The organism is Bradyrhizobium sp. STM 3809 (assembly GCF_000239795.1).
Lineage (GTDB): Bacteria > Pseudomonadota > Alphaproteobacteria > Rhizobiales > Xanthobacteraceae > Bradyrhizobium.
In genome coordinates this window covers 1-11,052 of record NZ_CAFJ01000589.1, presented here as the reverse complement: position 1 = coordinate 11,052, position 11,052 = coordinate 1, and the positions used below count along the sequence as shown (strand labels likewise).

At 67.5% G+C, this 11,052-nt stretch carries 12 protein-coding genes; 7 read left to right on the top strand and 5 right to left on the bottom strand.

Annotated features, from left to right (window positions below):
* Window positions 1-270 precede the first annotated feature (270 nt).
* Both BRAS3809_RS26555 and BRAS3809_RS26550 read right to left on the bottom strand, forming a co-directional pair.
* Complete coding sequence (locus tag BRAS3809_RS26555; RefSeq protein ID WP_052523489.1) at window positions 271-1,560, bottom strand: ABC transporter substrate-binding protein; 1,290 nt, start codon at window positions 1,558-1,560, stop codon at window positions 271-273.
* Between the two features lie 384 nt (window positions 1,561-1,944).
* On the bottom strand, window positions 1,945-2,895 hold the full coding sequence (locus tag BRAS3809_RS26550; protein WP_008965096.1) for a sugar-binding transcriptional regulator: 951 nt from the start codon (window positions 2,893-2,895) through the stop codon (window positions 1,945-1,947).
* 223 nt (window positions 2,896-3,118) lie between these two features.
* On the opposite strand from BRAS3809_RS26550, the gene BRAS3809_RS26545 reads away from it, so the two are divergent.
* The 6 genes from BRAS3809_RS26545 (at window position 3,119) to ubiG (ending at window position 6,709) form a co-directional block, all read left to right on the top strand.
* The gene (locus BRAS3809_RS26545) at window positions 3,119-3,511 is read left to right on the top strand and encodes a hypothetical protein (protein WP_008965095.1); all 393 of its coding nucleotides are present in this window, start codon (window positions 3,119-3,121) and stop codon (window positions 3,509-3,511) included.
* Window positions 3,512-3,598: 87 nt separating this feature from the next.
* Window positions 3,599-3,940, top strand: a complete 342-nt coding sequence (locus BRAS3809_RS37135; protein WP_035658822.1) for a hypothetical protein — start codon at window positions 3,599-3,601, stop codon at window positions 3,938-3,940.
* Between the two features lie 237 nt (window positions 3,941-4,177).
* Complete coding sequence (locus BRAS3809_RS26535) at window positions 4,178-4,588, top strand: flagellar basal body rod protein FlgC (protein ID WP_008965093.1); 411 nt, start codon at window positions 4,178-4,180, stop codon at window positions 4,586-4,588.
* A gap of 121 nt (window positions 4,589-4,709) precedes the next feature.
* The gene (locus tag BRAS3809_RS26530; protein ID WP_008965092.1) at window positions 4,710-5,507 is read left to right on the top strand and encodes a methyltransferase family protein; all 798 of its coding nucleotides are present in this window, start codon (window positions 4,710-4,712) and stop codon (window positions 5,505-5,507) included.
* Window positions 5,504-5,899: a DUF4149 domain-containing protein gene (locus BRAS3809_RS26525; RefSeq protein WP_008965091.1), complete on the top strand. Its 396-nt coding sequence runs from the start codon at window positions 5,504-5,506 to the stop codon at window positions 5,897-5,899. Before BRAS3809_RS26530 ends, BRAS3809_RS26525 begins: the two co-directional genes overlap by 4 nt.
* 27 nt (window positions 5,900-5,926) lie before the next feature.
* Complete coding sequence (gene ubiG, locus BRAS3809_RS26520; protein ID WP_008965090.1) at window positions 5,927-6,709, top strand: bifunctional 2-polyprenyl-6-hydroxyphenol methylase/3-demethylubiquinol 3-O-methyltransferase UbiG; 783 nt, start codon at window positions 5,927-5,929, stop codon at window positions 6,707-6,709.
* A 7-nt stretch (window positions 6,710-6,716) separates the two neighbouring features.
* On the opposite strand, the gene BRAS3809_RS26515 is transcribed toward ubiG, so the two are convergent.
* The 3 genes from BRAS3809_RS26515 to BRAS3809_RS26505 all read right to left on the bottom strand — a co-directional run bounded on the left by BRAS3809_RS26515 (window position 6,717) and on the right by BRAS3809_RS26505 (window position 9,040).
* Window positions 6,717-7,667 carry an SH3 domain-containing protein gene (locus tag BRAS3809_RS26515; protein ID WP_008965089.1) on the bottom strand — a complete coding sequence of 317 codons (951 nt, stop codon included), beginning with the start codon at window positions 7,665-7,667 and terminating at the stop codon, window positions 6,717-6,719.
* Window positions 7,668-7,755: 88 nt separating this feature from the next.
* Entirely contained in the window at window positions 7,756-8,517 is a 762-nt protein-coding gene (locus tag BRAS3809_RS26510) for an SH3 domain-containing protein (protein ID WP_008965088.1), read from the bottom strand.
* Between the two features lie 337 nt (window positions 8,518-8,854).
* Window positions 8,855-9,040, bottom strand: a complete 186-nt coding sequence (locus BRAS3809_RS26505; protein ID WP_008965087.1) for a hypothetical protein — start codon at window positions 9,038-9,040, stop codon at window positions 8,855-8,857.
* A gap of 658 nt (window positions 9,041-9,698) precedes the next feature.
* Here BRAS3809_RS26505 and BRAS3809_RS26495 point away from each other — a divergent pair.
* The coding region (locus tag BRAS3809_RS26495; RefSeq protein WP_052523488.1) for a HAMP domain-containing protein at window positions 9,699-11,052 on the top strand (1,354 nt) is incomplete at its 3' end.

The window sequence follows — 11,052 nt, the reverse complement described above, 5'->3', positions numbered from 1 at the left end:
GGGTGATGCCCTCTCCCGCAAGGGGAGAGGGCACAGTCATGGGCACCTGCTCTCTCTCCAATGATCAGGTGCCGTAGGGTGGGCAAAGGCGCGGAGCGCCGTGCCCACCGTCTTCACCGTGGCCGTGGCGCGGTGGGCACGCTGCGCTTTGCCCACCCTACGGGCCTTACGTCGGAGCCGAGAGAAAATGCGGCCATCCCTTGTGGGGAGGGATGGCCGCCAGTGATCAGCTCGGGAGGAGTTCCGTGTCGAGCTGATACTGTGACGCGCTTATTTGATGTAGCCGGCGCGCTTCATCTCGCGTTCGGTGGAGGATTGGGCCGCGGCCAAGGCCGCATCGACGGTCATCGAGCCGGCGAGCGCCGCCGAGAACTGCTGGCCGACCGCGGTGCCGATGCCCTGGAATTCCGGAATGGCGGCGTATTGCACGCCGACATAGGGCACCGGCTTGACCGTCGGATGGCTCGGGTCAGCCGCATCGATCGATGCCAGAGTGAGCTTCGCGAATGGCGCGACCTTCAGATAGTCCTCGTTCTTGTACAGCGAGGTGCGCGTGCCCGGCGGCACGTTGGCCCAGCCTTCCTTCGAGGCGACGAGCTTCAGATAGTCCTTGCTGGTTGCCCAGGCGATGAACTTCTCCGCCGCATCGACCTTCTTCGAGCCGGCGGGCACCGCGAGGCTCCACGCCCACAGCCAGTTGGCGTTCTTGCCGAGGCCGGTGTTCGGCGCCAGCGCGAAGCCGACCTTGTCGGCGACCTTCGACTCCTTCGGATTGGTCACGAACGAGGCGGCGACCGTGGCGTCGATCCACATCGCGCATTTGCCGGCGTTGAACAGCGCCAGGTTCTCGTTGAAGCCGTTGGAGCTGGCGCCGGGAGGGCCGGCCTCCTTCATCAGGTCGACATAGGTCGACAGCGTCTTCTTCCATTCCGGCGTGTTGAACTGCGGCTGCCATTTCTCGTCGAACCAGCGCGCGCCGAACGAGTTCGACATCGCGGTCAGGAACGCCATGTTCTCGCCCCATCCGGCCTTGCCGCGCAGGCAGATGCCGAACACCCCGGCCTGCTTGTCGGTGAGCTTCTTGGCGGCGTCGATGACGAAGTCCCAGGTCGGGCTCTCCGGCATCTTCAGCCCGGCCTTCTCGAACAGGTCGGTGCGGTACATCACCATCGAGCTCTCGCCATAGAACGGCGCGGCGTAGAGCTTGCCGTTGACGGAGACCGCGTCCCTGATCTTCGGCAGGATGTCGCCCGCGTCGTAGTCGGCGCCGAGCTTGTCGAGCGGCACCAGCCAGTCCTTCTTGGCCCAGATCGGCACCTCGTAGGTGCCGATGGTGAGGATGTCGAACTGGCCGCCCTTGGTGGCGATGTCGGTGGTGACGCGCTGGCGCAGCACGTTCTCTTCGAGCGTCACCCACTTCACCTGGATGTCGGGATTGGCCTTGGTGAATTCGCCCGTCAGGCCCTGCATCCGGATCATGTCACCGTTGTTGACGGTGGCGATGGTCAGGGTCGTCTCGGCCAGTGCGGGCCCAGTGGTCAGCAGCGCGGCGGCGCCCATCAGGGCGGCAAGCGTGCTCGTCCGAGTGAAGATGGTCTTCACGGTCTCCTCCCTTCCCGTGTCTTTTGAACATATGCTCACGGGCTGGGCTGATGTTCACAACAACAGTCAGACTTTGTCAAGCATGCGCCGGCGCCCACTGGTTGTGCGGCGCCGAATGAAAACCCTCAGAGATTGAAGGCGCCCTTGAAGATCGCGCGTCTCTCCCGATCCGTCGTTCCGGGGCGCGCGAGCGCGAGCCCGGAGCCCATACCCACAGGGAGAGGTTCGGGGCACGCTGGTCGTGGGCCTCTCGTCTCGAAACGTCAGCCTGGGGTCATGGATTCCGGGCTCATTCGCTGGCGCGAATGCCCCGGAATGACGAGAGGAGAGCGGCGGGCGCCTTCAAGCCAGGATGGCGCGCGCGGTGGCTTCGTCGGTGATCAGGCCATTGATCAACCGGCCCGTGAGCGCGGCGCGGATGGCCGCGATCTTGGCCGGGCCCAGCGCCGCCGCGATGGTCATCGCCCGCGCCGGCACATCGGGCGGGATGCTGGTCAGGCGGCGGTTGATGCCGCCATCGATCACCCGGCCCTTGGCGTCATAGGCCCAGCCGGTGATCTCGCCGATGGCCCCCAGCCGCATCATCTCGGTGAGCTCATCGCGGGTGACGAAGCCGTCGACATGCATCTGCGCCTTCTGGTCCATCTGGCCGATGCCGACCAGCTTGAGGTCGGCCTTGTCGGCGACCGCCTTGACCTTGGCGATGGCGTCGAGCCGGACCATGCGGTCGCGCTCGTCCTCGGTCCCCATCAGGAATGGCAGCGGCATCGGGTAATGCCGCGCCCCGGTGCGGTCGGCAAGCCGCCCGACGGTGTCGAAGAAGCTCGCCGAGCCGTCCGCCAGGATGTTTCCGACCAGCGAGACGATCTGGTGCTCCGGCCGATCCACCGGCGTCACGCGCTCGACCGCCGCGCGCACCGCGCGGCCGGTGCCGAGCGCGATGATCACGGGCGTCTCGGCACGCAAGGTCGTCTCGAGCAAATTGGCGCAGCGCTCGGCGATTCCCGCGGCGCCGGCCGGCGCGGCCGGATCGGTCGGCACCACCTCGCAATGCACCAGCGCGAAGCGCTGCTTGAGCTGGGCGGCGAGCGCCATGCAGGAGGCGATCGGATGCTCGAGCCGGAAGGTGATCAGCCGCTCGGCGAGGCACAACGACACCAGCCGCTGCGCCGAGGCGCGCGACACCTGCAGCATCCGGGCGATCTCGTCCTGGGTATGGCCGGCGATGAAGTACAGCCAGCCGGCGCGGGCGGCGTCGTCGAGCCGAGATTTGTCGCTATCGCTGGCCGCCATGACGCCGCGCCGTCTCCTCCAGATATGCCTCGTCCGCGGCCGCTCGGCCGGCCAGGATCGGCACTATGCCACGGCCATCCCGGCGGCGGGAACCGGCCGCCCCCGCCATCCCCAGAATGCAGCCGCGGAGCCAGGAAACACCAGATCATATGCCCGGATCATGGGCAATAGTTCACGACCGCTGGTGAGACGGCTTTAAAGCGATCCATGGCAGCGTCATGGGATGAAGAGGGTCACGGGTCTCATCGCGCTTGCGCTTGGCTATGTCGTCGTCGTGCTGGCGGTCGGCATCCCCTATTGGCGGCTGTCCTATGCCGAGCTGAACCACGGCCGGTTTGCCATCCTGCCGGGCGCGCTGCTGCTCGGCCTCCTGACCTTCGTTCTCGTCGTCACCGAGGCCGCCGCGCCGCGGCGCATCGCGCAGGTGATGATCGCGACGGTGCCGAGCATCGTCATCGTGCCGATCTGGCGGCACACCGCTGTTGATCCGACCTCGCACAATCTGTGGCCGCTGGAGCTGGTGTTCGCGATCGTTGCAGGCGCGATGGTCGTGCTGCCCGCGCTGGCGATCGGCATCGGAACACGCTGGCTGCTGGCACGACAGGCCGCGGATTGAGACGAGGCTTTGGAACCGCGCAGCCGCACGGCTGCTGTGCGGTCCCCCAGGGATGCGGACGGCCGCGGCGCCGCTTAGCTGCAGTCGATGGCTTCCCCCACCCTCATCCGCCCACGCCGCCCTGCTCCCGTGTTCGTGTGCCGCAAATGCCTGAAGCGGAGTGACGATCCCAAGGGAATCATCAAGGGAATCAAGAAGGCGATCAAGCGCGAGACGAAGCGCGTGTCCGCGTCGAACGGCAAGTCGCCGCGCATCGTCGTGACGAGCTGCTTCGGGCTGTGCCCGAAGCGGGCGGTGGTCATGACCGGCAGCGCCCGCGCGGCACGGGGCGAATATGTGCTCGTCACGGCAGCCGGCGATGTCGCGGGCGCCTTGGCGCGCCTGCACGACACCCCGGACGGGTCGACATCCAAATCATCCTCGACGTAGCGCTCCTCGGCGAGAGGCGTGACCGTCCGCTCGGCCGTTTCTGAGCCGCGCGAGATGACCCCGAACGCCCCCGGCCGTAACCGCCGGCCGGGCGAATCCACCGGCAGGATCGCGTCAACGCGCGCATCGACTTGCCGCAATCGCTCGACGGATGGTGAACGGCGTCCTAACTCGACCGGTCGCTTTTGGTCATCGACCTCCACGCTTGCTTGATGCCTGCGGGGCTTAGCTGCGGCCATGAGCCCTATCGCGACCATCGCCGTCTCCGGCATGAAGGCTGCCTCGCAGCGGCTGGAGGTGTCCGCCTCCAACGTCGCCAATGCGATGAGCACCGGCGCGCTGCCGAATGCCGACGGCACGCTGCCGGCGGGCGCGCCGAAGGCCTATGACCCGCTGACACTGGTGCAGAGCGATGTCGCGGGCGGCGGTACGCAGACCACGATCAGCAAGGCCAGCCAGGGGACGTCGCCGAGCTACCAGCCCACGGCGCCCTTCGCCAACAAGGACGGCCTCGTCGCCGCGCCCAATGTCGATCTCGCTCAGGAGATGATCGGCCAGCTGGTTGCCAAATACAGCTTCGCCGCCAATGCGCGCGTACTGAAGGCGAGCGACGAGATGAGCCGGATCGTCATCGACATGAAGGTCTGAGCCGTCGCGTCGACTCGCGTCGGACGGCCGTCTCGCCGCGGCCGCTCACGCATCCGTGATGATCTGCTGAAATCCGCCTCTCCGCGCCCGGCGTAGCGGGAATGTGAGCAATCCCGCCGACATGTCGCATCTTTCCCGCCTGACGGCCCTGCTGCGCTCCGCGCTGGCCGCGCCAGCCGGCGCGGGCCGCATTGCCATCGCCCTCGCCTCCGGCGTCGTCTGCCACGCGCTGTTCGGCCTCGCGGTGCTGGCGATGATCGGCGCGATGTTCTTCGGCATGAGCGAGAGCTTCGGCCGTGTGCCCTGGCCATGGGCCTATGTCGTCGACGCCGCGCTGCTGCTGCAGTTTCCGCTGGTGCATTCGCTGCTGCTCGGGCCGGGACGGCGCTGGCTCGCGCGCCTGGGGCCGCATGGCGCGACGCTGGCGACCACGCATTACGCGATCATCGCCTCGCTGCAGCTGTTGTCGCTGTTTGCGCTGTGGACGCCGAGCGGGGTGATCTGGTGGCGCGCGCAAGGCGCAGCCTTCGTCGTGCTGTGCATCGCCTATGCGAGCACCTTTCTGCTGCTGATCAAGGCGAGCTGGGACGCCGGCGTCGAGGTGCAGTCCGGGGCGCTCGGCTGGCTGTCGCTGATGGCCGATCGCGCGCCGCGCTTCCCGGACATGCCGGCGCGCGGGCTGTTCGCGATCATCCGCCAGCCGATCTACCTGTCGTTCGCGCTGTCGTTGTGGACGGTGCCGGTGTGGACACCGGACCAGCTCGCGGTGGCGTCAGTGCTGACCGCCTATTGCGTGCTGGCGCCGCGCTGGAAGGAGCAGCGCTTCACGCAGCTCTACGGCACCCGGTTTGAAACCTATCGCGCGCGCGTGCCTTACATCCTGCCGCGCTGGCCATCACGCCCGGAGCCGATGCCATGATCAACGCCGCCGCTCTGCTCGCGACCGCGCTGCTGTTCGGCGGCATGACGCTGTTCTCGTTCGGCTTCGCGCCGTTCCTGTTCAGCGCGCTGCCTGCCGACACGACGCGAACGCTGATCCGCCGCGCCTTCCCGCATTTCTATCTGTTCGTCATCGCCGCCGCGGCGGCCGCGGGCCTGCTCGCGCTCCGCGGCGACGCGCTGGCGGGCGCAGTCCTGGCCGCGATCGCGCTGACGGCGGTGCTGGCGCGGCAGATCCTGATGCCGGCCATCAATCGCGCCACCGATGCCGGCGAGAAGCGCCGGTTTGCCCGCCTTCATGGCGCCTCGGTCGTGCTCACCTTGATCCATATCGTGCTGAGCGCCGCCGTGCTGCTGCGCCTTGCGCAGTAGCCCGGCGCCGGGGAAAGGACCGCAGCGATGCTCTACAAGGACGCCGTGAAGCCAGCCTTCGCCGCCACGGCGGAAGGTCCCTCGACCATCGACCCCGCGGAGATCGCGCGGTTCTCGAGGCTTGCCGAGGAATGGTGGAAACCGGACGGCGCATTCAAGCTCGTGCACGCCTTCAACGCCGCGCGCGTGGGCTATCTGTGCGATCGCCTGCCCGCGCTGGTCGGCCGCGATCCCCACGCGAACCTGCCGCTGGCCGGCCTCGACATCATCGACGTCGGCTGCGGCGCCGGCATCGTCACCGAGCCTCTGTCGCGGCTCGGCGCCGACACGCTCGGCATCGATGCCGCCGAGCGCAACGTGCTCGTCGCGGCCGACCATGCCCGCCGGCAAGGCGCGCTCGTCGCCTATCGCCATGCGCTGCCGGAGGATCTCGCCGCCGAAGGTGAGCAGGCCGACATCGTGCTGACGTTGGAGGTCGTCGAGCACGTTGCCGATCTCGGCCGCTTCGTCGGCCATGTCGCCGGACTCGTGCGGCCCGGCGGCATCCTCGTGGTCGGCACCCTGAACCGCACGGCCACGTCGTTCGTGAAGGCGATCATCGGCGCCGAATACATCCTCGGCTGGCTGCCGCGCGGCACCCATGACTGGCGCCGCTTCGTCAAGCCAGCCGAATTGCAGACGCTGCTCGCGCCGTATCGCTTCATGCCGGTGGAGACGGTGGGCGTCGAACTCAACCCGCTGACGATGCGCTGGCGCCTCGGCGGCCGGCCTTCGACCAACTACCTGCAGATCTACCGCCGCATGCCGTGACTGCGTCTCACGCAGGCTCCGGGGCATCCTCCCTGCCGCCGGCATGCTGCTCGGCCGGAGCGAGGAAGCTCGCGAACACGTAGCCGTCGAGCAGCCCGTCGCCTTCGAGGTCGACGCGCACCCAGGTCGCGTCGTGACTGTCGGTCTCGACCACGGTCAGCTCGGTTCCGGCCGGCAGCGTCTTCTCGGAATCGAAGCTCGTGCCCGGGCCGCCGCGCAGCTTGAGGCCGCCGCGCGCAATGACGACGTAGCGCCCCGGGGCGAGGCCATTGGCGCTCTCGACGCTGCGCGACAGCGTGACATAGTCGAAAATGCGTTCGCCGTAGAACTTCTCGCCGTCGAAGAACCCCTGCTTCAATCCCTTCGCCGCGTTATAGCCGCCGGTGTTGTAGGCGATCGCGACCTTGGCGAAATCCTCGTCCGTCAGGCTCGTCCGCGTCTCGAAACCGAGCTTCTTCAGACCGCGCCGCAACTCGCCGAGACATTGCGCGAGCGTGTCGGAGAAGGTCTCGTAGCGGCGCTGCAGGAAGTAGTCCGGATCGACCTGGAAGAACTGCAGGTCGCGCTGGAACACGCCGAAGCCGTGGCAGAACTTCTTCGGATTGGCAGCCGCGTCCTTGTAGCCCGGAATGAACGCCGCCATATCGACCAGCGCCTTGCGCGCGATGTCGAACATCGCCTCGCCGTTCGGCGCGGCAACCAGCTGGTCCTTGTTGCGCGGAAACGCCACCCGGCCGCCCTTGCCCGGCCCGCGGAAATCGATGGTGTCGCCGACGCACAGCGCCAGGATCCGCTCGATCGGGAGATCCTTCTTGCGCAGCACCGACCAGATGTAGCCCGTCTCCTGACAGGCGATCGCGACGATCATGTCGACATCGAACGGCGTGCCCGGCAGGGCCGCCTGGATCTGGGTACGAAACTGCCGCTTGAACCAACTGATATCGTCAGCTGTGACCACGAGACGCTCCATCAGCAACGGGACGTTGAACAAAAGCACGATCGAACAAACAGACGCTCAAACAGACTTTCGGTGCGGCTGAGCCGGATCAGCTGTCGTCGGGGTGAGGCCCGGGCGACTCGTCGTGATGACCGTCGGGCCCGGCCGGCGCCAGGAAGGCGGCGAACACATAGCCGTCGAGCAGCCCGTCACCTTCCAGATCGACGCGGACCCAGGCCGGATCCACCGCCGACCGCTCGACGACCGTCAGCTCGGTCCCGGCCGGCAGCGTCTTCTCCGAGCCGAAATTGGTGCCGGGACCGCCGCGCAGCTTCAGGCCATCGCGCGCGATCACGACGAAGCGGCCGCGCGCCTTGGCCTCGGCATGGGCCGGCTGCTGCACAGGCGCGGGCGCGGCCCATCCGGCGTTCGCCGCGTCGCGCAGCCATTGCGGCGCCGTCGCGGAGCGGCCGCCGGCACCCCAGGTCAGCTGCGCGTCATCTTCGGGCGAGGTGCCGAAGCCGACATGGATGGTGCGGTTGCCCATGTAGCCGACGCCGGCGCCGATCCCGTTCGCGCCGGCCGCCGCCGCAGCGGTGACGAAGGTGAGGATGGCCTGCGGCGCGGATTGATCGGTGAAGGTCAGCGTGGTGCCCGCGACGGCACATTGCACGTCCGCCGCGCGGCCGTGGTCGTGGCGCGTCGAGCCCGTCCGCCGCGCGCCGGGCCCGGGCGGATCCTGGCCGCCGGAATTGATCGTGATGGCATCGATGCCGGCAGCCTCGGCGGCGACCTGCAGCACGCGCTTCAGTTCGTCCGAGATCGGCTGATTGCGAATGGCACCTGGCGGAGGCCCTGAAAAAACCGTCATGGGCTGACCTCGCATCGATGAAACTAACAGGCCGCCCGCAACGGCGGGCCGGCCGCACGATCAAATCATCAGATCAATCAATCTCGGCAGCTCGGATGTACGACGAGCGTCTCACAACCCTCGCAGTGTGTCTACATGGATGACGTGCTGCAACGCAAAGGTGTGGCCGCGATGGTGAACGGCGGCTCCGGCCCCCGGCGCCTTCCTGAAATACCGCACGCCAGGGATCATCGCGTCCAAGCGAAGCAGCGCGGCTTTTCGCCGGCGGTCAGCGATGCGAGGCTGCGCGCGAAGGCGGCGCACGCCGTTCACGATCGCATCTTCGTTGCCGACGATGTCAGCGCGCGAGCACCGCGTGCAGCCAATGGATCAGCGTGGCACCGCCGATCGGCGCGACCAGCAGCAGCACCATGTTGAAGCCTAGCAGCGCGATCAGCACCTTCTCGCCGCGTGCGGACAGCCGCCGCCGCGGACGCTCGGGCTTCGGATCATCTGGCCAGTGGGCCGGCAGGTCGACGAACATGGCGGCTCTCCGGAAGGCGCAGGGCACATGCAGACGATCTGGATATCACCGATCGATCGCCGTCGCTCAACGGACCGGGACCGCGAACGGATCAGGCCCGCAGCCTCGGGAGGAGCGCCGTCGCCGAGTGTTGCACCCGCCGAGGCTGCTGGACGCGATCGCGAAGACCCGCGTCACGATCGGCGCCAAGCTGCGCCTCGCTCGGCGGGTCTCGCTCAGGGGCGTCGATGGGGCTCGAACTTTTCACCGCCGACGCCACCATCTGGCCTTGAGTCAACACTCCTGGCGACCGCGCCTTCGTCATGGCCTCGGTCAAGACCGGCGGCGATGGCGTGCTCCCGAGCAACAGCGAGAATGGCCTCGCCTTGCGAAAGTCGCGAAGCGCCGGCTTCGCAGAAGGGCACAGCGCATTCTGCTGCTGTTGGATGCGCGAAGGCGGCGCGTAGCTCCGCTGCGGATATGTCGATGCATGTTTTTTGAGCGGGAGAACGACGCCTTGCGCAGGATCGTCGCGCCACCGGATGGCCTGCTTCAGAGCGCCGCCGGGAACGGAAACTTAACTCCAAATTAGAAGCGGGCCTGCTAACAGGGAACAGTGCCAATCGGACGGGATTGGCCGCGCGAAAAACATCCAACTTCAACCTGAAGCGGTGCGCACGTGATCAAGCTCAATCGCATTGGAAACAAGCTCGGCGCCGTCGGGCTGTTCGGTGTGCTGCTGTCGGCAGGCATGGTCGCCAATCAGATGAGTTCCGAGTCGACCATCACCTCGGCGAACAACCGCGCCTGGGTGCAGCAGGCGGTCGCCGATCGCACCCTGCGCGCCAATATCGCGCTGCGCGGCATGGAGCTGGCGCTGCGCGATGTCTGGCAGTCGAAGACGCCGGGCGACCTCGAGAAGCAGATGGACCGTCTCAACGGCGCCTATGCGATCATGACGGGCGAGCTCGATGCGGCAGTCGCCAATGTGGTACGGCCGGAAGACAAGGATCGGCTGCAGAAGATCCGTTCGCTCGGGGCCGACTATCACGCGTCCGCATCGGAGATCGGCAAGGCCCAGCTCAGGATCCTCGACATCACGAAGAAGCGCGCCGAACGGTCTGCCGAATGGACCAAGACGTTCGAAGGCTTTCAGCTGTCGCCCTCGCTGATCCGCGCGGCCAATCGCAGCGACATCGAGCGGGTGCTGAACGAGGCCGATTCGAATTTCAACTCGGTTCAGGCGGCGACCTGGCGCCTGATCGCCACCGGTGACGAGAGCGAAAAGCAGGTGATCGTCAACCGGACGGGCGGATTGGAGGACACGCTGGACAGCGCCAGGAGCATCATCAGCGATACCACGCTGCTCGGCACGATCGACGGGCTCTCGAAGACCGTGAAGGCCTTCTCCGCGGTGACCAGCGAGGCGATCGCGGTGGAGGCCGCCAAGAAGGCGCTTCTCAACACCAAGGCGCTGCCCGCCGCAAGTCAGACCGTCGAGCTGATGCAGGCCGCGCTCGACACCGCGGCCCGTGACGCCGAAGCCGCCAAGGCGCTGGCGGCGAGCGAGCTGAGCCAGGCCAACCGCCTGAGCCTGGTCGTCGCTGTCATCGTGATGCTGTCGCTGGTCGGCTCGGTGCTGTTCTCTTTCCTCGGCATTGCGAGGCCCTTGATGCGCCTGAACGGCGCGCTCGGGAAAATGGCGGCGGGCGAGCTGAACATCGCGATCCCCGGCGCCACGCGCGGCGACGAGGTCGGCGAAGTCGCCAAGACGGTGGTGATCATCGGCGAGAACGCCGAGCGCAGGGCGCGCGACGAAGCCGCCGCGCGGGCCCATCAGGATCAGCACGCCGCCGAACGCCGGAAGGCCGACATGATCGCGCTCGCCGACAGCTTCGAGGCCGCGGTGGGCGAGATCGTCGAAACGGTGCTGACGGCGGCCAACGAGCTGGAGGCCTCGGCCTCCTCGCTGACGGCGACAGCGGAGCGCTCGCAGCAACTGACGACGACGGTCGCCGGCGCCTCCGGCGAAG